Consider the following 24,469-nt stretch of genomic DNA (forward strand, 5'->3'; position numbering starts at 1 on the left):
CGGAAGACTCTGTGCTATTCCAAGTCCGTAGACATGCTGAAGCACTCTGTTCGTTTGCTACTTCACTACCTCAAGTTCGGTGACGTGCCCATTCCAAAGTCAATTCATACCTGAATTCAGCAACGCCGCCTGTCCTACGGTTAGGTTTTAATTCAGGTGGAGGTAGGGGCGCAGCATGCTGCGCCCCTACAGCTTATTCCCACTCAATGGTGCCAGGCGGCTTCGAAGTGATGTCGTAGACCACCCGGTTCACCCCCTCCACCTCGTTGACGATGCGGTTTGAGATTGTCTCCAGCAGGTCGTAGGGCACCCGCGACCAGTCGGCGGTCATGCCGTCTTCGCTGCTGACCAGGCGCAGCACGATGGGGTAGGCGTAGGTGCGCTGGTCGCCCATCACGCCCACGCTGCGCACCGGCAGCAGTACCGCAAAGGCCTGCCAAAAGTCGTGGTACATGCCCTGCTTGGCAATCTCGTCGCGCACCACAAAGTCGGCGTTGCGGAGAATTTTCAGCCGCTCTTTGGTGATTTCACCGATGATGCGAATGGCCAGGCCGGGGCCGGGGAAGGGCTGGCGGCGCACGATCTCCTCGGGCAGGCCGATGGAGCGACCAACCTTGCGCACTTCGTCTTTAAACAGCTTGCGCAGCGGTTCTATCAGTTTGAATTGCAGGTCTTTGGGCAGGCCGCCCACGTTGTGGTGGCTCTTGATCTTTACCGCCACCCGCTCCCCGGTTTTGGGGTCTACGTTAGTGTCGGCAGATTCGATCACGTCGGGGTACAGGGTGCCCTGGGCCAGGTAGTCGAAGGGGCCGAGGCGCTTAGATTCTTCTTCAAACACGCGGATGAATTCGTGGCCGATGCGCTTGCGTTTGACCTCGGGGTCGGTGACGCCCTCGACTTGGGCCAGGAAGCGATCGCGCGCCTTGACGTGAATTACCGGAATGTGAAACTGCTCGGCGAAAAGCTTCACCAGGCGCTCGGGTTCGTCCTTGCGCATAAAGCCCTGGTCAATAAACATGCAGGTGAGCTGGTCGCCGATCGCCTTGTGCAGCAAAAAGGCCAGGGTAGACGAGTCTACGCCGCCCGAGAGGGCCAGCAGCACCCGTTTGTCGCCCACCCGCGCTCGCACTTCGCGAATGGCGTCTTCCACAAAGGCCTCGGTAGTCCAGGTAGGCTGGCATTCGCAGATGTGGTAGACAAAATTGCGAATTAGGGCGATACCCCCTTTCGAGTGCACCACCTCGGGGTGAAACTGCACCCCGTAGAGTTTGCGGGCGTGGTCGGCGACGGCGGCGCAGGGGGTGTTGTCGGTGTGGGCCAGCACCTCAAAGCCATCGGGCAGGCGAGTCACCGAGTCGCCGTGGCTCATCCACATGGTGGTGGCGTCTTCGACGTTGGTGAGCAGGTCGGTGGGGTCGTCAATAAAGATATCGGCTTTGCCATACTCGCCCCGCTCAGCGCGATCGACTTGGCCCCCAAGCTGCTGCACCATCAGCTGCATGCCGTAGCACACCCCCAGCACCGGAATACCCAACTCCCAAATGGCTGGGTCGCAGTGGGGCGCGCCGCTGTCGTACACCGAGTTAGGCCCGCCCGAGAGAATAATGCCCCTGGGGTTGAGCTGCTTAAGCTGCTCGGCGGTGGTGCGGTAGGAGAGCACCTCTGAGTACACCTCGGTTTCGCGAATGCGGCGGGCAATCAGCTCAGAATATTGGGAGCCAAAGTCTAAAATGACCAGCATTTGGCGATTGAGATCTGGGAGAGAGGCTTCCCCAAGGTTGGCAGTGGGTTCAGTTTGAAGGGTCACGATGGGTTAATCCTGCGGGTGATAGTGGACTCGGGTGCGGTGAGATCAGGCTATAGGTGCTCTGCTGGGCCAAAAGTTGAGGGTACCTAAGGATGCCACAGGATACGCATTCTACAAATGCTGTGGGTTAAGACTGATGGCCAAGACAGGCCTGGCTTTGAGACTAAAACGGGCAACCCTGAATCAGAGACAGACAAGAAAACGAGCGGTAACTGCGTCTTGCCCTAGCGCAGCGCGAACCATAGACAAATACAAGGCTGCTATGGGAGTTTTGTAAAAAAAATATTCCTCTTAGTCTACCAAAACTTGATCGAAGAGGGTCTGGGCGCGATCGCTCCTCCCCACGATCTGCCGCTGGCGGTCAAACACCATCGATCCCACCGTTAGAGCATGGCCCGTGTGGGTGTGAACGTAGGCGGCAGCCCGATTGTCAATGCGTTCGACGATGTGCCGATACACCTGCTGCGTCATCGCTTTATCAAACTCCCGCAAAATCCCCAGCCCGGCCTCGACGGTTGCGGCCTGAAGCAGCCGCTGAATTATCGGCAGTGGTACATTCTCCGCAGCGCAGCAGGCGGCGAGAATTTCTTGGCGACCGTCGGCGACGTGGTGGTGAGTATGAAAGATCCCCCCGGCCAGCTTGATCAGCTTGCCGTGGTACCCCAGCAGCAGCACCCCAGACACCCCAAGCTGGCCCGCTTCCACCAGCATTGGCCCCAGCCAGTTGGCGGTTTTGACCCGGCAGTCGGGGTCGATCCCCAATTTCACCGCCAGGTCTAGCCCGTTTTCGCCTAGACAAAAGACCAGGTGCGCATGGTGGGCAGCCTTGTCTCGCAGAACTTCCCTCGACTGATCGAGTTGCCCCGGTGCGCTGAGGGGTTCAGAGATACCGGCGGTGCCCAGCAGCGACAGTCCTTCAACCACGCCAAAGGCCGCGTTGGAGGTGCGATCGGCCAGGGCGCGGCCCTCGGGCAAAATGATGGTGACGCGCAGGGTCTTTCCTGAAGGAATGAGCGGCGTCAGGTTGTCGGCGATCAACGCTTTGGCGTAGCGATAGATGGCGGGGGCTCCGTCCTGCTCAAGCTGCTTGCCGATGCCCTCGCCCCCCTCTAGCTGGATTCGGTCGATTTGATCGTCATTCCCCCAGGCGACCACCGACCAGAGCGGCGTGTGGCGGGTGAGGTCTAAATTGTCACCGGGATCGCTGTGGGTAATGGCCAGCACGGAGCCGTCGGGCAGGGGTGCCAGTTGGGCGATGGGGATGTCGGCGGGCTGGGGCGGGTTGAGCAGATCGAGGGTAATAGCTTGGGGCATATCTTGAGGATCGACTAGCCGCCGCAGGGCTGCGATCGCCCCGGCACAGGCAAACACCGGCAGCGTATAGCCAGCGCGGGGAGAGGGCACGGCAGAATTCATGGAGCACCGTCGGTCGTTGAGTTTGGCCAAAGAGGTAGAGCCTGAACCTGCTGTAGGGTGAGGTCGAGATAGGTAGTGTCCTGGATGGCACTACCCTCCACGGGGTCTTGGCCGAAGTAGCCGCGATCGCCGTCGTGGTCGTGGGGGCCGCTGGCGATCGCCTCATACTGGCCCGCCCGCAGCGCCCGGTTGTAGGGCGATCCCACCGTCCACCCCCAGCGGGAGGGAAACAGCACTACCCCTAGGTTGTCGATCCAGTCGTTTTCGCCGTGGAAGTGGTAGATTTGCTCGACGGACTCAAACCCCTCCTGGCCGTCGAATACGCCCCCAAACGAGAGCACCGTAATCTCTACCGGCAGCCATTGTTTTAGATAGGGCGCGGCCCCCAGCGCGACCTGCGCGCCGCCGCTGGTGCCCGCCAGCACTAGCTGAATGGGTGAGTCGGCATTGAGCGGAATTGCCTCGGTCTCGCCCATGCGCTCTAGAATTGTGGCGGCTGCCCCTCGGTTGTAGGCTTGGCCATAGCGGTCGTCGGCGGAGAGGGCCAGCCGCCACAGGTTGCGAATTTTGAGCATCAGGCGGGCTAGGTTATCTTCTTGGCCGGGGCGATCGCTGAGCTGCCACAGCCAGCGAAAGAAAGGCTGGCTGCCGACATTGTCACTCACCGCCGAGTAGGGAAACACCCCTCGCACCACCACACAGCCCGGCACCGCCGTCCCCATGGCATTTAAAAAAGCGTCTTCCCCAGAGTCGAGGTCAACATCGGCCACGTTGCCGACCCCCGCTAAAAACACCAGGTAGCAGCGAGCACCCGCCCCCGGCGTGACCGATCCTTCTGGCAGTTCTGGGCGCTGCTGAGCCAGGCCGTCGCCATCGCGCAGCCACCACGACAGGGTGCTAATCGGCGATATCGTGCCCCAGGCTAAAAAGAATATGCCCAGGGCGGTCAGCAATTTGCTGGTGTCGCCGAGCGATCGCGCGATTAGAGTTTGCAGCAAAGACTTCATTATCAGCGCCCCAGGGATAGACTGAGCCAGGTAGACATGGATACAGCTATGGGTCAGCGGCATTCTATCAGGTGGTTGAGGCGGGTGCTGGCCGATGCCCTAACGCTCAACCAAGATTTCTATGAGCACAGCCACCACTACCCTAAGGCCGCACGGTTTGCCCGGGGCATTGTCGGGCTGGCGGCCTTGTCCCACGGGCTGGGCAGCGGCCTAATTTTGCTGCTTTACCGGCCTTCGCTGCCTCAGCTTGTCGTCGGGGTGCTGATCAACGCGCTGAGTGTGGTGGCCGGTTACTACCTCTGGACCTATGCACTTTGGAAGTTCAACGCCTACATTGCGCCGCCCGTACCCCCCTACCGAGAATTGCTGATCCCCGTTGGGTTTGCCTACACGCCTCAGGTACTCAATCTGCTGACGGTGATTCCGCTGTTGGGGCCACCGATTACCCTGGCCTTAGCGGGGTGGACGCTGCTGGGGGCGATCGCCGCCGTCCGCGCTGGGCTCAACATTGGTCTGGTCAAAGCCACCCTGCTGGCCGGGGTGGGCTTTACCCTAGTGCAGGTGGGCATTGGCCTGGTACAGGCCGGCGTGCAGAACTGGGTGGCCCCTAGCCTTCTCCAGTAATCGACAGCGCATCGACCCAAATGCGCGGGCACAGACCGCCGGGGGTGATTTCGGCCTCGGGCTCAACGTGAACGATCGCCTTGAGCAGCTCGCGAAAGTCCCCCGCTACGGTGGCCGACTCGATACTGGTGCGGCTTCCCCCATTCACTAACCACCCGTCGAAAGGCAGCGAGAATGACCCTTGCAGGGCATTCACCCCAGCGTGGAGCGCCTGCAAGTCATCGATGAAGATCACGTTCTTAGCATTCTCCAGACTGAATTCAGTCGAGGCCTCAGCCCCCGGCAGCACCTGGTAATAGCTGGGGCTGACAGAAACCTTTGCCCCAATGCTGGCGTGGCCCGTGGGGCTGGCCCCCATGCGCTTGGCCGTACCGGCGCTGTGCAAAAACTGGGTGAGCACGCCCTGCTCAATAATCGGCACCCGCCGGGTGGGGGTGCCTTCGCCGTCAAAGGTTTCGACGCTGACATTCTCGGGGTGCAGAGCGTCGTCGTACACCGACAGCAGGGTTGACGCCACCACCGTCCCGAGGGAATCCACCGTGGATAAACTGCGGTTATCCAGAATGCTCTGGGCGTTGTACATGTTTGAGAACGCCCCCAGTAGACTCAAAAACGCCTCGCCGGAAAACACTACCCGGTACTTGCCCGAGGCCACCTTGTCGTAGTCGAGGTGGCTGATGGTCTTTTCCGTAGCTTCCTTCAGGCAGCCCTCAATATCGAGCAACGGTAGGCCCCGGTTGACCCGCATGGCCCCGGCAGAGCGAGGTTTGCGCCCCTCTTGCTCGGTTTTGCTGTAGAGATACAGCGAGGTGTAGGAGCGGGCCTCTTGGCGCAAGGCCCCGGCGCTGTTGAGGTAGAAGCGATCGATCGCCCGCTGGGCGAGGCCGTTGTAGGGCACACTGGCGATCGCCGGATGGGCGGCCAACAACTGCTTCTCGACATCTATCAGGGTCGAAATCAGGTCTCCTACGGGAGCCGCTGGCACCGTCTCCACCTGCACATCGGCGGTGGGGGCCACCGATTCAGGGCTAAAGTCGGGGATGTGGTCGCTCACCCCAAAGTCGCTGGCTTCTTGGGCCGTTTTCAGCGCCAAATCCATTCCCAGCGGGTCAACATCGCTGGTGGAAGTCACCCCCACCTTGCCGTCCGGGTTCCACACCCGCACAATCACGCTGGAGCGGTTCGAGGCCTTGACCTGCTTGGGGTCGCCCTTATCGACCTGCACGCTGGTCTCGTCTACAGACGACCCGTACACGTCATATTTAACAATGCCGAGTTTCTTGGCGCTAGATTCCGCGTAGGCGGCGATGTCTTGGATGGTGGGCATGGGGAGTGGGGGTGTAATGGGGTGGGTGGGTGATGGGGTGGGGGAGGTAGGGAGGATGAGGGGGGGGAGGACGGGAAAAAACTGCGATCGCCGCAGGTTTCCTAGCCGGGACAGTCTTTCTCAAAAGGTCAGGGGGGCAGTTCACCAGCAGAATGCCTACTTCCCCACTTTCCTCATCTCCCCCATCCCCTCACCATCTCCTACCTTCCGCCGACGGTAATCGAGTCAACCTTTAGGTGAGGCTGCCCCACGGTGACGTAGATGCTGCCGCTGATCGAGCCGCAGAAGCCCGCCGCCAGATCCAAATCGTTGGAGCACATGGAGATCTTGTCCATGATTTCGGTGGCTTCGCCGATCAGGGTGGCACCCTTGAGGGGTTTGGTGACTTTGCCGTTTTCGATCAGGTAGGCTTCCGACACGGCAAAGTTGAACTGGCCAGTGGGGCCAACGCTGCCGCCGCCCATTTGCTTGCAGTAAATACCTTTTTCCACCGAGGCAAACAGCTCATCTAGGGAATAGTTGCCGGGGGCGATGTAGGTGTTGCGCATACGGCTGGCGGCGGCGTAGGTAAAGCCCTGGCGGCGACCGCTGCCGGTACGGGGGTGGCCGGTGCGCATAGAGCCAGCGCGATCGCTCAAAAAGTTCTTCAGTACGCCGTTTTCAATTAGCAGGGTGCGCTGGGCGGGCATGCCCTCGTCATCCATGTCGATGGTGCCAAAGGCGTCGGGCGAAATCCCCTCATCCCAGGCGGTGAGGTTTTCGTGGGCGATCTTCTGGCCCTTTTTGTCGATGAAGGGGGTGGTGCCCCGCTCGATCTGGGTGGTCTCCAGCAGGTGGCCGCAGGCCTCGTGGAAGATGACGCCGCCGAACTTGTTGGCCATAATCACCGGATAGCTGCCCGACTCAACGTAGTCGGCGTAGAGCATTTTGCCCGCCGACTCGGCTACATCGGCGGCGGCGGTAGCGTAATCCCACTGGCGCAAAAAGGCTGGGTCGCTGGTGTCGCCGGCCCGCTGGCCAATGGAGGAGCGGTGCTCGCCGTCGGCGCACAGCAGGTTGTAGCCCACCGACTGAGTGAGGCGAATATCGCGGGCAAAGGTGCCGTCGCTAGCGGCCACCAGCACCTCCTGCCAGTCGCGGAAGTAGACGGCGCGGCGCGACTGCACGTGGCTGGCCCTTTGGCCCAGGGCACCGTTGGCGGCCAGCAGCACGTCGCCCATTTCCTGCATTGAGCTGCACTGGCCTAGCCAGCTGTCTTTGCCCTTGGCTGTGGCGTAGTCGCGCAGCAGCTCTAGGTTGATTTCGGCCAGGTTGGTGTGGGGGCCGGGCAGGGTCAGCCCCATAATAGCGAGGGCTTTGTCGAGGGCGGCCTTGAGGCCGTTAAAGGTGAGGTCGTTGGTGCTGACGTAGCAGTCGGCCTTACCGAGAAAGACTCGCACCCCGGCCCCGGTTACTAAACGGGGCGAAAGACTGGTGATGGCGTCGTCTTCGGCCTGGCAGCTAATGTAGTTATTGCGCTCTAGGAAAAATTCAACAAAGTCGGCCCCGGCGGCACGACCTAGGCCGAGCAGGGTCGATAGGGTGGCCTCCCAGGCGCTGTCGAAGCGATCGCGAGGGGCAGCATAGTCCCGCTGGAGCAGGTCATTAGTCTTAAGCAGCGGGGCTGGGAAGGGTGCAACCGTCATGCCAGTAGAATCCTTGGTGGGGTGAGGGATCGTCCCATGGGAACCTCCTCAGTCTAACAAACCTGCCGACTCGAAGCCGGATCGGGCGGAGCATAGATGGCAGGTGCTAGGGCGATTCCGCCTGCGCCCGATCTATCTGACTGTCAACCCCTACTGCGAAGACCTGTTGCGAAGAGATTAATTATTGTTGAAAGCTGTATCCATAAATGAAAATGATCGTGTTAGCATGGCCTAAAGATTAAGAAAAACAAAAGTTTTTTGAAGCTCTGCCGCCACCTTTCAGCTTTTACGCTGAGGGCTTAGGTAGACCTTAAAGTCACCCCAAGCCAGTCTCTTCGCGTGCTCTGTTGACCACGGACAGAATGCCTCCTTAGCAGCGTTTAGTGCCGACTAGCCTGCGCCCCAAGCCCCAACAAGGAGATGTTCCTGTGGCTGTGCAAACAACAGCGCCCGTGTCGAATTTGGTTCCGTCTCAAGTGCCGCTGGTGCTGGTTGTCGACGACGACGACGATAGCCTCACGTTGATGGCTTACATTCTAGAGCAGCTCTCCTGCCAGGCCTGCTTTGTGGCCGATGGCCTGGCCGCATTGGTGGCCGCCCAACAGCAGCGCCCCAGCTTAATTTTGTCCGATATTTATCTGCCCGATGTGGATGGCTACAGCCTGCTGCAGCAGCTGCGGGCCAACGGCAGCACCCACGACATTCCGGTGGTAGCCGTAACGGCCCTGGCGGGTAGCGACAATCGCCACAAGATCCTAGCGGCCGGGTTCGATGACTACATCAGCAAGCCCTTCTTGATACAGTCTGTCGAACAGCTGATTGGCCGTTTCATTGGCCTAAGCTCGTCGGCTAGCCACATCTAAGATGCCTTAGCGGCGGGTCGAATATCCGGAGGATCGGACAGAACGATTACAATGCCGGTGCGGCCTGTCTCTAGGGTCGCATCGGTCATGATGTCAACCACCTTGCGATCGAGGGTCTGCTCGGCAATTTCGACAATTTGAGGACGCAGGGCCATTGCTAGGTCAGCCCGCACCTGTTCGGCGAGGGCTGCATCCCCATTTTGAACTAGCAGCTGTTCAGGCTTAGTGACCGAATCTTCGATGACAAGGAGCAGCTTCTCGTCAATAATTTGGCAGGTGATTTTGCCGGTAGCGTGGTTGAGCTGTTCGCGGTACAGCCGCTGAAACTGCTGAGTGAGGTGTCGCTGAAGCTGACCGGCCGTGGGAATCTGAGCAGAGGGAGTGGTTTCCATGGGGTGCTTTAGAATTGAACAGTCGGCTATGAGCCCTGTTTTGAAGGGGGCATAGCCAACCGTAAAACTATTTAACCATGTCTCTAATGAGACATGGCCGTATGGATACCTGGGTACGACGAGCCTAGTTGACTAGCCCCGATCGCAGCGCACGCACGGCGGCCTTGGTGCGATCGTCTACCCCTAGCTTGTTGAGAATGCTGCGCACGTGGGTCTTAACCGTGCCCACCGTAATGTAGGAGCGCTCGGCAATCTCGGCGTTGCTGCACCCGCCGACGATGAGCTCTAAAATTTCTAGCTCACGCTCGGTCAGCGGGTACGATTCTAGAATTTGCTCGAACTCAGGCTCGATCGCCTCGATAGAGACCGTGCGATTGCCAATTGCCATGGCCCCAGCGGGGGTCTTGCGCACCTGGCGCAGCACCACGCTGGCCACGGCGGGGTCAATCCAAGAATTGCCTTCGTTGGTCTCACGCACCGCCACAATTAGGTCGTCAAGCTCGGTTTGCTTCATGCAGTAGGAGTCGGCCCCGGCAGCAAAGGCGGCCATCACCGCCGCTTCGCTGTCGTGCATGGTGAGCATCAGCACGCGGGTGGGATCGCCCTCTAGACCGCTCTGGCTTTGGCGCAGGCGCTCTACCAGCTCAATGCCATCAATATCGGGCAGGCCAATATCAACGATGGCAATGTCGGGGCGCTCGGTTTCAAGCAGGCTCAGCCCCCGAGCGCCGTTGGCGGCTTCACCCACCACGGTCATGCCAGGCACCCGCTGGAGGGCAGCTTTGAGGCCCAGTCGAGTCAGGTCGTGGTCTTCAATGAGTACAATGCGAATGTCTGTCATTAGGTAGCCTCCTAAACGAGGCATTAAAAAGATTTTGGGCGGCTCGTCATCGCCCAGAGTGCAACGATTATGGAACAACTCTAAGGTGCTGGCACGTATCCGTGGGCAGACCTACGTCGGGCGGGGTCTCTATCCCAGGATAGACCTTACTCTACCCAAGGGCATGCTGCGCCAGAACCTAGCGGTCGAAATTAACATCTCTACAGATATAAGGATAGGGCCATGGTTGACTACTGGCAGTCTCTGATGCTGGGGCCGTACATTCCCCACGGGCACTGCTACCTGTGGCAGCCAGGTCTGGTGTGGCTGCACCTGCTCTCGGATGCGCTGATTGCGCTGTCGTACTGGATGATTGCCGGGGCGCTGGTGTATTTTGTGCAGCGGCGGCCCGATGTACCGTTTAAGCCCCTGTTTTGGCTGTTTGCGACCTTCATTGCGGCCTGTGGGGCCACCCACCTGCTCTCGGTGTGGACGCTGTGGTTTCCGACCTATTGGGTGTCGGGAGCGGTGAAGGCGCTGACGGCGCTGGTATCGCTGGCCACGGCGCTAGAGCTGGTGCCGCGGCTGCCGCTGGCCCTGGCCCTGCCCAATGCCACCCAGCTGATGGATATGAACCGGGCGCTCCAGGAGGAGATTGGCGATCGCAAGCAGGCCGAAGCCAGCCTGCGCACCGCCGAGCAAGAGGTGCGCCAGCTCAACCAAACCCTAGAAGAGCGGGTGCAGCGCCGCACCGCCCAGCTCGAAGCTGCCAATCAGCAGATCGAAACGCTGCTGGAGCAAGAGCGCCAGGCCCGCATCTCCCTACAAACCACCACCACCGACCTGCAAGAGACGGCGGAGCGCCTCAACCTAGCCCTGAGCGCCGCCCAGATGGGCTCCTGGGACTGGCAGATCGACACCAACACCCAGATTTGGTCACCTCAGACCGAGCGCATTATGGGCTTTGAGCCGGGGACGGCCACCCACAGTGCCGAGGTGTGGGCCGAGCGGGTGCACCCGGAGGATTTGCCGAAAATCGAGGCGTTGATCGAGCGGGCGATCGCCACCCACACCGAATTTGCTGGACAGTACCGCATGCAGTGGCCTGACGGCACCGCGCACTGGGTGAGTGTCTACGGCCGGGTGGTGGAGGTCAAAGACGGACGCAGCCAGCGCCTGGTAGGCATTGTGCAAGATATCACCACCAGCAAACAGGCCGAACTTTCGCTGCGGGCTAGCGAAACCCGGTTTCGGGCGGTATTTGAGCAGGCGGCGGTGGGCATGGCCCGGCTAAATCTGCAGGGCCAGTGGATTCAGGTAAACCGCAAACTCTGCGACAGCCTCGGCTATCAGCCTGAGGAGTTGATCCATCAGCCTTTCCAGGCCATTACCTACGAGGCCGACAAAGCTCAGGATGAGCACTACTACCAGCAGCTGATCACCGGTCAGCAGTCCTCTTGCCAGTTTGAAAAACGCTATCTGCGCCAAGACAACACCCCCCTCTGGACCCTGGTGACAATATCGGTCGAGAGCGACGACGCTGCCGGCCCATCGGCCCTGATTGCCATCATCGAAGACATCGAAGACCGCAAGGCCGCCCGCGAAGAGCTGCTGCGCCGGGCCGACGAAATGGCCCACACCAACCTGATGCTGGCCCACACCACCGCCATGCTAGAGCAGCGCAACGCCGAGCTCGACCAGTTTGCCTACGTCGCCTCCCACGATCTGAAGGCCCCGCTGCGGGCGATTTCTAACCTGGCCGACTGGATTGGCGAAGACTTGGAGGGGCAAATACCGGCCGAAAACCGCCGTCAGCTCGATCTGTTGCGCAGCCGCGTGCAGCGCATGGAGGGTCTGATCAACGGCCTGCTGGAATACTCTCGGGTGGGCCGTCGCCAGCGCAGCATGGTCGCCGTAGACCTCAATCTGCTGCTAGACAACGTGATCGATTCCCTCGACCCGCCGGAGCAGGTTCACCTAGAGGTGCCCACCGATCTACCCACCCTTTACAGCCACAAAACGGCCCTGGGGCAGGTATTTGCCAACTTGATCAACAATGCTATCAAACACCACCATCGGGTCGGCGAAGCCGACCCAGAGAGTGTTGGCGAAGCCGACCCAAAAGGCCATTGCGGCACCGTGCGCATTACCTGGAAAAACCAGGGCAAATGGCTTGAGTTTGCCGTCGCCGACGACGGCCCCGGCATTGCCCCCCAGTACCACGAGAAAATTTTTACCATCTTTCAAACCCTCAAGGCCCGCGATGACTTTGAAAGCACCGGCATTGGCCTAGCGATAGTGAAAAAAATTGTCGAAGCCGAAAAGGGCCGCGTGTGGCTCACCTCTGCCCTGGGAGAGGGCACCACCTTTTACTTCACCTGGCCCTTTACCAAAACCCTGCCCGCTGAGGATGAAGACCTGTAGGCTTTCCGGTCACTCCCTGATAGCGTCTGTGTCCTGAGCAAAAGAGCGAAAAGTAGAGAACGAAAACCAGAAGCAATGCTGGATCAGCCTGGGGTCTGGCATCCTGAGTTGTCCTAGGCCCGCGCCTGATTGGCATTGGGCTCTTAATTTGATCTTGAGGCCCGAGATCTGGCAGGCAAAGCTTCTAAGACTTTCGGCTGGGACTTTCGGCTGGCGAATTAAAACGGGTTTCTGCGATCGCTTCGCTAAGATAACAATGCCCTTAGCGTTGAGATCTTTGTGACCCAGCCGACCCCCAGCCCCGACCCCCAGCTTGAGCCGCTGACCCGAATGCAGGTGCTGGCGGCCATGGGCGTAACAGCGGTGGTGCTGCTGCTGATCTCGAAGGCCTGGCTGTACTTTGACCCAGCAGAGCTAATGCCGATGCGGCTCTCTTGGCAGGATGGGCTACTGGGAGTGGGGCTGGGCTTGGCCATCACTGCGGCCAGCGGCGTCATCTATCGCCTGTGGCCCGCCTACCGCCACAGTGCTGATACCTATTTGACTATGGTGCTTCAGCCCTTGCAGTGGCCCGACCTGATTTGGCTAGGGCTGCTGCCGGGGCTGAGCGAAGAACTGCTGTTTCGCGGCGTCATGCTGCCCGCCATCGGCATGAACACCCTGGGTATTGTGGTGTCGGCGGCGAGTTTTGGGGTGCTGCACCTGAGCAGTTTGCAGCAGTGGACCTACGTGGTGTGGGCCACGGCCATTGGTCTGGTGCTGGCGATCGGGGCGGTGCTGACCGGGAACCTGCTGGTGCCGATTGTGGCCCACACGGTGACCAATCTGGTGTCGAGCGCGATGTGGAAGCTGCGACAGCCGAGCACGGCGGCTTAGAAGAGAACCGATATGGCCCCGCGCCCTGAGCGGAGTCGAAGGGCGCGGGGCGGGGCGCGTCTGCAACAGAGCGAGGGAGACTGTTGTGCATGCAGTTGTCAGGGCTTCATGGCAATGTCAACGGAATTCGGGTTTTGGTATACCGTTATCCAAAAATTCTGTTTATTCTGTCTGAAGAGCATAGCGCTGGGCGCACCCTCGACTTTGCTCTCGCAAATCTGTAGGCCGGTAGATCGCGATTCTGTTGTGAATGTCTACTTTGGCAAGGGGCTTCGCTAGCTAAGCGACAGAACCCGCGTAATTTTTGCGATTAAGCTAACCCCACTAAACCCTTAGCCCCGATTGGGATATGAGCAGGTTGTCGATGGATTGCAGCGCTATTCAATTTCAGTACAGCGACCAGTTTTCTGCCGCTGATTTAGACCAGCTGGTGAGCCTGTTTCAGGCGGCGGCGTTTTGGGCGAAGGATCGCACCCGCGCCGATATGGAAACCGCGATCGCCCACAGCTACCCGATTGTTACCGCCTGGGACGGTGCCACCCTCATCGGCTTTGCCCGCGCCACCTCCGACGGTGTGTTTCGCGCCACCATTTGGGATGTGGTGATCTCGCCCGACTACCAGGGGGGCGGTCTGGGCCGCAGGCTGGTGGAAACCCTGGTGGCCCACCCCCACATGAGCCGAGTCGAGCGCGTCTATTTAATGACTACCCACCAGCAGGGCTTCTACAAGCGCATCGGCTTTGAAGAAAATGCTTCGACCACCATGGTGCTCTACAACAGTGCCGAGATCGAGATGCTGCCTTCCCTGGGTCAGCCTAGCGAGGTCACGGTTGGTTAAGAACTCACCCCCGCTGCCGAACCCCTGGGGAGAGTAAGGTACGCTACCATTTTGTAGACCAGGCTCCATTGTGGAGCCTTTGTTAATTAACTAGGCAATTAGGCCAAATTCAATGCACCAAACCCAGGATCTTCACGTTGTTGAGACTCGTCCCCTAGTCAGCCCGGCGCTGCTGCACCACGAGTTGCCGATGTCGGCAGAGGCGGCCACGCTGGTGGCGGACGCCCGCGATCGCATTCGCCACATTCTCTACAACGAAGATCGCCGCCTGCTGGTGATTGTCGGCCCCTGCTCGGTGCACGACATCGACGCCGCCTACGAGTATGGCCAAAAGCTGGTCAACCTGCGCCACGAGCTGTCGGGCCAGCTCGAAATCATCATGCGGGTTTACTTTGAAAAGCCCCGCACCAACGTGGGCTGGAAGGGGCTGATCAACGACCCCCACCTTGACGGCAGCTACGACATCAACACCGGCCTGCGCCTGGCCCGCAAGCTGCTGCTCGACCTGGCCCACCTGGGGCTGCCCGCCGCCACCGAGCTGCTCGACCCGGTAACGCCCCAGTACATCGCTGACCTGATTGCCTGGACTGCGATCGGCGCTCGCACCACCGAGAGCCAGACCCACCGCGAAATGGCCTCGGGCCTCTCGATGCCCATCGGCTTTAAGAACAGCACCGACGGCAGCCTGCAGGCGGCAATGAACGCCATGGTGGCCGCCAGCCGCCCCCATCACTTTTTGGGCATTAACCAAAGCGGCCTAGCCAGCATTGTCACCACCACTGGCAACCCCGACGGGCATCTGGTGCTGCGAGGCGGCAAGGGTGGCCCCAACTTTAGCACCGACCACGTGGTCGCAGCCGCCGAAGAGATGGCCAAACTCAAGCTCAACCACCGCATGATGGTTGATTGCAGCCACGCCAACGCCAACAAAGACCACAACCGCCAAACCAACGTGCTGGATGACATTGCCGCCCAGGTGAGCGGCGGCTCGCGCCACATCCTAGGCGTGATGATTGAGAGTCACCTGAAGGCGGGCAATCAATCTATCCCCGACAATTTGCGGCAGCTCACCTACGGCCAGAGCATTACCGATGCCTGTGTGGATTTTGACACCACCGCTGCCATGCTGCGCCAGTTGGCCAGCGCGGTAGAGCCATCGTTGCAGGCCGCACCCCTGGGTTAAGCCCGTTGGGATAATTCGCATGGGTGAGCGGTGTTGTGCGTCCAGCCAGGGGCTTTGACGGTTTTCTAAAGTTGGCTGAACTGCGATCGCACCCTACAGCACCTTGATTCTTCGGCAAGAGTCACTTACTCCATGAGCAGAGTCTTGGTGAGAATCACCGTCCATGCCTCGACTCCGCTCGGCATTGGCGCAGCCGCTCCAGCGGCTTTACTCAGAACACTGCCGCTGGGCAGGATTGCTCCAATCGTTGGGGTCAGCGTAGCTACAGGCGTGGAGTATTTTGATGGTGCGGTCTAGGAGCAGGTGGCGCACCCGTTCGAGTAGGGCTCAGATCCCTTTGCAATGCCTGCATCCCTAGGTGGCAGCGGCAGGAACCCGATCCCGGGTTATCGCTACAGCCAAAAGCCCACCTATTTGTGTTTTCAGGTTTAGTTAGCATTAGCAGTAGATCGTTGGTGAATTTGTGTTTTAAGGGTGAGGCGATCGCAGCTTGGCCAAACAGTACCCCTGTGGGTAATAACAGATCTCATATGCGATTTGTATAATAAAGCCTGTGGCTGAATGAGACGAGCACTTCAGGAAATGTGCTGCGAGGATATTTGCCCCAACGCCTTTGTTATAGGTCTGGACGTGCTTCCTGGCAGTTGGCTGAACTATTAGAAAAAGAGATACGTAATCTAGTAAGAAGCTGTCTGAAATGGCATAGAACTGCGAGCCTTGAACTGACTGCCCCTTAAGCAAAAGGAGGGTAAGCAATGCCAACACAACCACCGCTGGAAACTGCTTTAAAGTATCCCAAGCATTTACCAGAGGTTTTTGAGCAAACGCCTACGCTCACAAGCTTGAATGCTGAATGGAGCACCATTACTCTGGAAGCTTTTTGTCTTCCACCGGGAGAAACACCCAAATTCTGCCTTGATCACCATGTAGTCAGTATCAATATAGGGCAGCGACTTCAAGTAGATCATATTGTAGGCGGAAACATTCGCCAGGCAACCTACCTTCAAGGGACGGCTGTGATCTGTCCCATTCATAGTAGTCACTCTTTCCGTTGGAATAGTGAGCTTCAAATACTCTCCTTAAACCTCAAGCCAGATTTATTAAACTTACATGCTATCGAACTGCTAGAACGCGAACAGGTAGAGTTGATTCCTCACTTTGCCTTTCAAGACGGGCTGATTTATCAAATCGGGTTAGCACTGCAAGCAGAACTGCAATCGCAGGGTTGTGGTAGTCTTTTATATGCCGAAACACTGACAAATACCCTAATAATTCATCTGTTACGACATTACTCTTCCCAAACCTATCGTCCCACAACCTGCAATGGTGGACTTCCTCAACACAAATTGAAATTAGTGACAGACTATATCAACGATTATTTAGAGCGTGAGTTAAGTTTAAAAGAATTGGCGGCGATCGCCCAAATGAGCCAATATCATTTCTGCCGTGCGTTTAAGCAAATGACTGGGGCAAGCCCGCATCAGTACTTAATTCGACAACGGGTAGAGAGAGCCAAGCAATTGCTACAAAAAGGTGAGATGAGTCTCAGCACTGTAGCGATCGCCTGTGGCTTTACCCATCAAAGCCATCTGCACCGCCATTTCAAGCGCCTGACTGGGACGACGCCTAAAAAATTTCTTAATTCATAAAACTTTGCTCAACCGATCGCAAGATTGTGCAAGAACCGCACGACTGTGCAGAACTTTGTGGCTGAGTCGATCTACAGTCAACGTATTCGCTGAAGAGGTAGATCGTGGGGTAAACCAATGAAAATCACCTTAAACCAAGACACCAGAACGATCGACATTATGGTTTCCGAAGATCAGATTCCCGATGATCTGCTAGGAGTGCTCCCAGCACCGACAACCACCACAGCAGAAGGCTGCCTGGCGTGGAGTATTCGTTTTGGTGATGTTAGAAGATCAAGCAACAGTACTGATGGAGCTACAGATGAACTGCTCGGCACGGTTGGAGCGATCGTTGGATCAATTGCCTCCGGGGATAGAGCGTCCTCTGTTGAGGCTAGAAGCGTAATTCGAGGGACGCTGATTCTGAACTTCAACAACTCACTACTTGAAGAAGAATCATCTACAGGAACGTCAAGAATATTGAGAGCTTATTCAGGACTATTCCCTGTCAGCTCAGCTTCTTTAGACACTCTCCCACGCCTACAAGAGGAATTTTCTGCAGAACTTGCTACTGTCAGAGGCACGAGTAATTCTGAAAGTTCCATTGATCGCACACTGCCAGCATTCTTTGTTGAGCAAAATTCAGATCAACTCGTTCTGTTGTTTGCCAACCCGTTTGGGTAATCGGGGTTGAGATGTCCTGATTGCTAAGCCGAAGGCTCTGATCAGCCCTCAATCAGATTTTGAGGCCATCCCTTATGTCCGTCGCGATCGATACCACAACTCCTGCAATTTCTGGGCTACCCGATCTCTGGGCAGAAACCTTAGGAGAGCCTCAAATTTGTGTCGCAGTTTTAGATGGTTGGGTCGATCAATCTCACCCCAGTCTTGCAGATGCCCAACTCACGCAATTAAAACCCCTCCTCCCAAATGTGTCTTCTCAAGGGTCAGCCGCGCAGCATGGTACTCAAGTTACGAGTATTATCTTGGGTCAGCATCACAGTTCCCTCAAAGGTCTTGCTCCCCAATGTCGAGGTTTGGTAGTTCCTATCTTTACCGATGGCAAAAAAGAAACATTGGCCGAAGACCCGTTCTCAGGAGCGATCGCCCCTTGCTCTCAATTGGATCTGGCTAGAGCCATCCTTTTAGCCGCCAATCATGGTGCTCACGTTATCAACATTAGTGGCGGACAACTGACCGCCAGTGGTGAAGCCGATTTACTTTTAGCCAATGCCGTTCGTCATTGCATAGACCAAAACATCTTGATTGTGGCAGCGGCGGGCAACGATGGCTGCAACTGTTTGCATATTCCCGGTGCGCTGCCTTCGGTTTTGACTGTGGGCGCAATGAATGCGGCAGGATTGCCGTTAGATTTCAGCAATTGGGGCGAATCGTATCGCACCCAGGGGATTTTGGCAGTGGGTGAAAACATTCCCGGAGCCATCCCCGGAGGAGGGATCACGACCAACAGTGGCACGAGTTACGCGACCGCAGTTGTGTCTGGCATTGCAGCGTTGCTGCTGAGCCTGCAAGTGAAGCGAGGTCAAGCCCCCAATCCTCGTGCGGTTCGAGATGCCATTTTGCAGAGTGCGATCGCCTGTGACGACGAGCCTGCCCCTGACTGCCGCCGACTCTTAGCGGGTCGTCTCAATGTCAGAGGAGCAATGTCAATTATTGGTCAATTAGGAGAACCCATGAATGACAATCTAGAATTAGCAACGATTCAATCTGAACCAAGGGAGACATCTAACCCGCCGCCCACCCAACCGCAAATTCCTGCTGTTCAAGCGGCAACCTACAGTCCCTCTGCGTTGGAAGTTACACCTCAATCTGTGCAATCCTTGCCCGCCTCGTCTCAACTACCAAATCAGACAAATCCTGGTGCGATAATGCCTGCTGCTTGTAGTTGTGGTGGTGGCAATGGCACACCAGCTCAGTTGGTTTATGCGTTAGGAGAGTTAGGGTACGACTTTGGGACAGAGGCCCGTCGAGACTCGATTCAGCAGCACATGGGCGAGGGGGCAAATCCTCAAGACCCCCGGCAACTGGTGCATTACCTTAATGAGAATCCGTCGGACGCAGAAGCCATGATTTGGACATTGAATCTGGATGCGACACCAATTTATGCCATTCAGCCTCAGGGAGCTTATGCGGATCGCGCCTACGCAAGGTTGATTCAGTTTCTCACGGAGCAACTCACAGAAGGGGTTGAGCGAGTTTCAATTCCTGGTGTAATCGTGGGGCAAGCGATGCTGATGTCGGGTCAAGTTGTGCCTATAATTCTGCCAACGCTTCGCTGCATGTATAGCTGGACAACAGCCGCACTGATTGAAGCCGTCTGTGGCAGTCCTCTGGCTGAGTCAGCCTCAGATCAAGATCGAGAGGTGTATGGGGAGCGAGCAGAATCTGTAAGCAATTTTCTGGAGCGCGTTTATTACGAGCTTCGCAATCTTGGCATCACATCTCAAGAACGGGCGATTAACTACGCGGCAACCAATGCCTTCAACATTGAACGTATCTTTGAATTTGCAATGCGAGAAGAAATTGATCTAGAAGGCATTGAGGTAGAACGCAGTCCCGTTAGTCGTCCAGGTTCCGATTGCTGGGATGTCAAGCTGACATTTTTCCATCCCAGACGAGTGTTTGAGCAAGCTCGAAAAGTATATCGCTTCACAGTCGATGTGAGTGATGTGTGTCCGGTGAGTGTGGGGAGAGTGCGATCGTGGTTTGTGCGGTAGTGAATTTATCACTTCGGTAAGCTTATTGAAACAATGTACTTACAGTTTGTGAGACGGCAATTTTGATTTAAACCCTGTTGCCTAAAGTTTCGTTGTAAAAACAAGTCTTTCACTATTTAGGAGAAAACGAAAATGAAGATTCCAAGTCAATCAGATAGTGTCACACGCCAACGTTTTTCAAACTCTGTAGTCGTTGCAAAAAAGAGGAATGGTGTCTATCCTAATTCCTCTCGCCAGGTAGTAATTCGAGATGTAGACCAGCTCTCCGTTCGCCCTATATCCGCAGCAGCGCCGCCAACTGTGTCTATGGACCATACTTTGCTGAGGATGATGCTAAACGGCTGTAATTGCATCTCCCCTAACTGTGTTGCCCTTAGCTGCCCTGCTGGTTGCGTTGAAGGCGGAAAGTTCATTTGTTAAATGCAGATTTTTGCTCGCTAAATCAGTGAAAACTTTACTGTTAAGGGGTGAGCCAAACCGTCAATCTCAAATACATTAGGAGGATAAGATGAGGCTACCGAATCAATCAAATAATGTCAGTTGCTATAGCCTTTTTAGCATTAAAGGCATTCAAGAAAATTGCAAGAAAATTGCCCCACAGCAATATGGAGTCGAGAATGTGTTTACATCAAACTGCATACCCAACTGTCTTTGTGTATCGCCAGTTAATTGTCCATGTTGTGACTCTTTGTTCCCTGGATTCATAGTGGGACACGATGTACAAGGTTTTCGTTCAACTTAATATGGTGCGATCGTCGATCTTGAAGATGCATTGGACGGCAATTCGTTTGGGTAGGGTGGGCGATCGCCTATCCTACCCAAACGAATTGCCCAAAGTAGTAGGGAATTCGTTCCCAAGGGCTACGGAATGATCTGGTATCCAATGGATAAACAGCTATCGTTCACGCAGAACGTGGATTGGCGATCGCTAGAACGTAAATCACTTTCTGCAGTGGTATAGATTAGCTGCCAGTAGGATGAATACTAAGCTTTAGATGGAGCCATGCCTTGAGATGGATTCCACACAGAGAATGGACTATCTTTATAAAGAGTATACGCGCCTTAATGAAAAAGTTGAGGAGCACATTAAGCACTCGTATGAAGACTTCAAATTTCTAGGGGCAATTGGGGCCGTTGTAGTTCTTTGGAAGCCTATCGCCGATCTGATTGCGTTGGCAAATCCTCAAATGAATTACAGCAATCTCCTATTCCTCGGCTTCCTAAGCCTGCTCTTAACTGTGGCCATAATTGGCTTCATGAATCTGGTCAAACAATCCTATGTACTATTCTGTGTCTCTAACCTCCAGGGATTTGAAAAAGAAATCAGAAAAATACTTAACGAAGCGGGAGATGCACAGATTTTTTGTCTAAATCTTGAAAAAGAAACGAAGTTCATTAAGACTTTTCGTTTGACATTTGGAGCATTTGCAGCAATTTCTGCCTTGGCGGTTACCTGTGTACCATTTGTAGTCTTGCTGAATTCCAATGCCACCCATGCTGTGATCTATTTGTTAATGGCAATAATGGTATTTTTAAGCTATTTTAAAGTATTCCGAAGAATGGTGAAACAATATTTTAATAAAGCAAAATTGTTGTGATTTCTGGGAATGCCAATTCAAAGCTTATTTGGGCTGCTGGTCTTCGCGCCATTAGGGAATACTGCCGTTCTCTATACCCCTGGCCAACTCCACAACGGTGGCCGATCGCATCCATTGCGCCCAACCTGCGGCAGATAGTTACTCGGTACCCATAGCCCTATAACCTTTCGCCCAACATAGCAGAACCTTACAAACAGCCGATAAGCTAGAGGGTGCAATCGATATGGTCCCTTGGTTCGCTATGAAACGCTTCTTTCGCGCCCTCACTGCTCCCCTCTTAGCCTCCACGCTGTTTGCCGGTTCCATACCGCTCCCCATTGGTAACGCCCAGGCCCAGGAGTCGGTGTCGCCCCGCGTGGCCCAGGTGCCCCAGACTCCCGACCAGGTCGTGGAGTGTGAGCTGCTGATTGTCGGCGGCGGCCTCGCCGGTACCGCCACCGCTTACGAAAGCCTGAGAATGGGCCACACTGTCTGCATGACCGAACTGACCGACTGGGTGGGGGGTCAAATCTCTTCCCAGGGCACCACGGCGCTAGATGAGTCGCGGGAGCAGCGACGGCAGCTGTTTTACTCACGGGGGTATAAGGAACTGCGCGATCGCGTCGAAGCCAAGTACGGCGAGCTCAACCCCGGCGACTGCTGGGTGAGCGCCTCCTGTTTTTTGCCCGCCGATGCCAACGCTATTCTCATGGAGATGCTGGCCGAGGCCGAGCGCGAGGGCGGCGGCGAACTCAAGTGGTTTCCCAATACGGTGGTCAAAGACCTGAGCCTGAGCGCCGATGGCACCCAGATTGAAGAGGTGGTCGCCATTCGCCACAGCCCCGCACCGGGCACCGCCCCCCTCAACACCGACTTTCTCTCCGAAATTATCGAAGACGTCTATACCTACGACGACTCCGCCCGCCTGTCGAAGGAAGTTATTCAGTTTGTGCCCGCAGGCATTGAGCTAGAGCGGGTAGAGAACGCCCCCAATAGCCGGGTGGACTGGTTTGTGGTCGAGGCCACCGAAACCGGCGAGCTGATTGCCCTGGCCGATGTGCCCTACGAGCTGGGCCTCGACCCAAGATCGCCCCTCAACCCCTCGTCGCCCGTGCTGGAGCGCGACCCCTACTGCACTCAGGGCTTTACCTACACCTTTGCCATGGAGCGCACCGCCGAACCCCAGACCTACGACATCCCTGAGTTTTACAGCACCTACCAGCCCTACTACAGTTGGGAGCGCGAGCGCGACTCGCTGAAAACTGCCCAAGACCACTTCGACTTTGTGTTTACCTATCGCCGCCTGTGGAATGCCTCGCCCCAGGCGGAGGGCACCATTGCTGGCGTGTCTCGCCCCAGTGTTGGCGATATCTCAATGCAGAACTGGACCTGGGGCAACGACTACCGCCCCGGCACCGAGCTGGATAACTTGATTCTCACTGAAGATCAGCTAGCAGCCAGCGGACAGCTAGAGCCAGGGGGCTGGCTGGGGGGGCTGCGCACCGACACCCTGCGCAAGGGGGAAGAAAATGCGATCGGCTTTTTCTACTGGCTCACTACCGGCACCACCGACTCGCAGATCGACAACTCGTGGAAAGAGCCCGAGCCCTACAACGTCTACATGCAGGGGCTAGATTCGCCGATGAATACGGCCCACGGCCTGTCGAAGTATCCCTACATTCGCGAGGCGCGGCGGATCATCGGTCGGCCCGCCTATGGCTACGAAAATGGGTTCATGATTAGCGAAATCGACTTTTCGTGGAACGATTTTACCTCGGAGTACTACCAGCAAAATCTGGATGAGGAAACCTACACATCGCTGCGGCGCTACCTGGCGGGGCTAGGTACGGTTAGCACCTTTGACCCCGATGCCGACCCCAATACTTTCCCCATTCGGATGCGATCGCGCCTTTACCCCGACACTGTGGGCATTGCCCAATATGCGATCGACTTTCACCCCTGCATGCGCGACTACCCTGCCGAGGCCCCCGGCAACATCGAGCGGCCGGGCGTGCGTCAGGCCCATGGCCAGGCCTACCCCGCCCAAATTCCCCTACGGGCGATGATTCCCCAGCGGATTGACAACATGCTGGTGGCCAGCAAGAGCATTGCCGCCAGCTACAGCGCCGCCGCCGCCTATCGAGTGCATTCCTTTGAGTGGTCGGTGGGGGCGGCAGCGGCCCACTCCATTGACTTCTCGCTGCGCAACGGGGTGCTGCCCTACGAGCTAGTGGATGAGCTGCCCAGCTACGAACCGCTGCTCGACCAGCTGCGGGCCGAGCTACAGGGCAGCGGCAACCCGGTGCAGTTTCCGAACACCTCGATCTTCAACGAAGACTGGGGCAACTGGCGGCCTTGGTAGGGCGATCGCGCCAGCTGTGAACCAAAGCAGTCGCCCTTGAGCGATACCCATCAGCAGGGTTCAGGATTTTGAGCGATCCTGAACCCTGTATGTTTTTGGGAACCCGTCGGCCTACGTATAAAATTAGAAATCGAGACTTAGGGTTTGAACTATGGTGCAAACGATTGCAGCAACTACAGCAACCCTGCGCGACCTCAAACAGGCTTTGGGGCTAGAGCAATCCCTAGATCCAAAGTTTTTCCCCGAGTGGCAGGCAGAAAAAGTTGTACTAAGCGAAGCGGAACAGCTCCTACTCGATCGCGTCAAAGCAAATTTCATGGCATTGATGGAAGATCCACCAATGCTAGAAAACAGCGTCAAAATGGTGGTTCTATCTCCCCTGCTTGATTTGGCTGGATTTTACCGCAAACCCTTTCGGATCGAAACTGAAACCAGCATCGATTTAGAGCTAGAAGACGACGGTATTGTCATTCGAGGACGTATTGACGTCTTGGTCTTAAAAGAACAGTTTTGGCTACTGGTAATTGAGTCTAAGCGCAGTGATTTCGCCGTAGCGCGGGCGATTCCCCAGGCGCTGGCCTATATGCTGAGCAACCCCAATCTGGTGAAACCAACCTTTGGGTTAATTACCAACGGCAATGAGTTTTTGTTTCTCAAGGCGACTCGGCAGCCAGTGGCCCAGTACGCTAATTCTCGATTGTTTTCTTTGCTGAACCCCAACAATGAACTCTACTCGGTGCTGCAAGTTCTCAAGCAGTGGGGTTCACAGGTTTTAGAAGCCGAAATTTAAGGCAAAGACGGCAACCCGCCTGAGAACAATCGTGAACACCGATCCTGCTAAGCAGGCCAGTCTTCCTACAATGCAACCATACAGAGATTTTATGGAGTAACCACGGGAGAGC

19 protein-coding genes and 1 pseudogene are annotated in these 24,469 nt (G+C 56.6%); 13 read left to right on the forward strand and 7 right to left on the reverse strand.

What is annotated here, in order from left to right:
- Nucleotides 1–114: pseudogene (locus VB780_RS18550) on the forward strand (IS1 family transposase); the annotation flags it as partial.
- Nucleotides 115–193: 79 nt separating this feature from the next.
- Here VB780_RS18550 and guaA read toward each other — a convergent pair.
- The 3 genes from guaA to VB780_RS18565 all read right to left on the reverse strand — a co-directional run bounded on the left by guaA (nucleotide 194) and on the right by VB780_RS18565 (nucleotide 4,293).
- Nucleotides 194–1,741 (reverse strand): glutamine-hydrolyzing GMP synthase, encoded by a 1,548-nt coding sequence (gene guaA, locus VB780_RS18555; protein WP_323352987.1) that lies wholly within the window; start codon nucleotides 1,739–1,741, stop codon nucleotides 194–196.
- Nucleotides 1,742–2,098: 357 nt separating this feature from the next.
- On the reverse strand, nucleotides 2,099–3,223 hold the full coding sequence (gene cbiD / locus VB780_RS18560; protein WP_323352662.1) for a cobalt-precorrin-5B (C(1))-methyltransferase CbiD: 1,125 nt from the start codon (nucleotides 3,221–3,223) through the stop codon (nucleotides 2,099–2,101).
- Entirely contained in the window at nucleotides 3,220–4,293 is a 1,074-nt protein-coding gene (locus VB780_RS18565) for a hypothetical protein (RefSeq protein WP_323352663.1), read from the reverse strand. Before VB780_RS18565 ends, cbiD begins: the two co-directional genes overlap by 4 nt.
- Between VB780_RS18565 and VB780_RS18570 the strand changes: the two genes are divergently transcribed.
- A complete protein-coding gene (locus VB780_RS18570; RefSeq protein WP_323352664.1) occupies nucleotides 4,279–4,854 on the forward strand; it encodes a hypothetical protein in 576 nt (191 codons plus the stop codon). The genes VB780_RS18565 and VB780_RS18570 overlap by 15 nt on opposite strands.
- Here the strand turns inward: VB780_RS18570 and VB780_RS18575 are convergent.
- Both VB780_RS18575 and VB780_RS18580 read right to left on the reverse strand, forming a co-directional pair.
- Nucleotides 4,838–6,181, reverse strand: coding sequence for a TldD/PmbA family protein (locus VB780_RS18575; protein ID WP_323352665.1), 1,344 nt, complete (start codon nucleotides 6,179–6,181; stop codon nucleotides 4,838–4,840). The two genes, VB780_RS18570 and VB780_RS18575, sit on opposite strands and share 17 nt — an antisense overlap.
- A 200-nt stretch (nucleotides 6,182–6,381) precedes the next feature.
- A complete protein-coding gene (locus VB780_RS18580; protein ID WP_323352666.1) occupies nucleotides 6,382–7,866 on the reverse strand; it encodes a TldD/PmbA family protein in 1,485 nt (494 codons plus the stop codon).
- 428 nt (nucleotides 7,867–8,294) lie between these two features.
- Here VB780_RS18580 and VB780_RS18585 point away from each other — a divergent pair, with 428 nt between their 5' ends.
- Nucleotides 8,295–8,729 (forward strand): response regulator, encoded by a 435-nt coding sequence (locus VB780_RS18585; RefSeq protein WP_323352667.1) that lies wholly within the window; start codon nucleotides 8,295–8,297, stop codon nucleotides 8,727–8,729.
- Here the strand turns inward: VB780_RS18585 and VB780_RS18590 are convergent.
- Entirely contained in the window at nucleotides 8,726–9,121 is a 396-nt protein-coding gene (locus VB780_RS18590) for a DUF2294 domain-containing protein (protein ID WP_323352668.1), read from the reverse strand. The two genes, VB780_RS18585 and VB780_RS18590, sit on opposite strands and share 4 nt — an antisense overlap.
- Nucleotides 9,122–9,245: 124 nt before the next feature.
- Entirely contained in the window at nucleotides 9,246–9,962 is a 717-nt protein-coding gene (locus VB780_RS18595) for a response regulator transcription factor (RefSeq protein ID WP_323352669.1), read from the reverse strand.
- A gap of 222 nt (nucleotides 9,963–10,184) precedes the next feature.
- On the opposite strand from VB780_RS18595, the gene VB780_RS18600 reads away from it, so the two are divergent.
- From VB780_RS18600 to VB780_RS18645, 10 genes are all read left to right on the forward strand, one after another.
- Nucleotides 10,185–12,365 (forward strand): PAS domain S-box protein, encoded by a 2,181-nt coding sequence (locus VB780_RS18600; RefSeq protein ID WP_323352670.1) that lies wholly within the window; start codon nucleotides 10,185–10,187, stop codon nucleotides 12,363–12,365.
- A 279-nt stretch (nucleotides 12,366–12,644) separates the two neighbouring features.
- On the forward strand, nucleotides 12,645–13,241 hold the full coding sequence (locus VB780_RS18605; protein WP_323352671.1) for a type II CAAX endopeptidase family protein: 597 nt from the start codon (nucleotides 12,645–12,647) through the stop codon (nucleotides 13,239–13,241).
- Nucleotides 13,242–13,590: 349 nt separating this feature from the next.
- On the forward strand, nucleotides 13,591–14,079 hold the full coding sequence (locus VB780_RS18610) for a GNAT family N-acetyltransferase (protein ID WP_323352672.1): 489 nt from the start codon (nucleotides 13,591–13,593) through the stop codon (nucleotides 14,077–14,079).
- A 112-nt stretch (nucleotides 14,080–14,191) separates the two neighbouring features.
- On the forward strand, nucleotides 14,192–15,262 hold the full coding sequence (locus VB780_RS18615) for a 3-deoxy-7-phosphoheptulonate synthase (protein ID WP_323352673.1): 1,071 nt from the start codon (nucleotides 14,192–14,194) through the stop codon (nucleotides 15,260–15,262).
- A gap of 755 nt (nucleotides 15,263–16,017) precedes the next feature.
- Nucleotides 16,018–16,911 carry an AraC family transcriptional regulator gene (locus VB780_RS18620; protein WP_323352674.1) on the forward strand — a complete coding sequence of 298 codons (894 nt, stop codon included), beginning with the start codon at nucleotides 16,018–16,020 and terminating at the stop codon, nucleotides 16,909–16,911.
- Between the two features lie 117 nt (nucleotides 16,912–17,028).
- Nucleotides 17,029–17,574, forward strand: coding sequence for a hypothetical protein (locus VB780_RS18625; RefSeq protein ID WP_323352675.1), 546 nt, complete (start codon nucleotides 17,029–17,031; stop codon nucleotides 17,572–17,574).
- Between the two features lie 74 nt (nucleotides 17,575–17,648).
- Complete coding sequence (locus VB780_RS18630; RefSeq protein ID WP_323352676.1) at nucleotides 17,649–19,628, forward strand: PatA/PatG family cyanobactin maturation protease; 1,980 nt, start codon at nucleotides 17,649–17,651, stop codon at nucleotides 19,626–19,628.
- A 1,013-nt stretch (nucleotides 19,629–20,641) separates the two neighbouring features.
- A complete protein-coding gene (locus VB780_RS18635; RefSeq protein ID WP_323352677.1) occupies nucleotides 20,642–21,226 on the forward strand; it encodes a hypothetical protein in 585 nt (194 codons plus the stop codon).
- Nucleotides 21,227–21,467: 241 nt separating this feature from the next.
- On the forward strand, nucleotides 21,468–23,567 hold the full coding sequence (locus VB780_RS18640; protein WP_323352678.1) for an FAD-dependent oxidoreductase: 2,100 nt from the start codon (nucleotides 21,468–21,470) through the stop codon (nucleotides 23,565–23,567).
- A 151-nt stretch (nucleotides 23,568–23,718) separates the two neighbouring features.
- Nucleotides 23,719–24,357 carry a type I restriction endonuclease gene (locus VB780_RS18645; RefSeq protein ID WP_323352679.1) on the forward strand — a complete coding sequence of 213 codons (639 nt, stop codon included), beginning with the start codon at nucleotides 23,719–23,721 and terminating at the stop codon, nucleotides 24,355–24,357.
- Nucleotides 24,358–24,469: the final 112 nt, after the last annotated feature.

The sequence above is a fragment of the Leptolyngbya sp. CCNP1308 genome (assembly GCF_034932455.1).
GTDB lineage: Bacteria > Cyanobacteriota > Cyanobacteriia > Phormidesmidales > Phormidesmidaceae > Nodosilinea.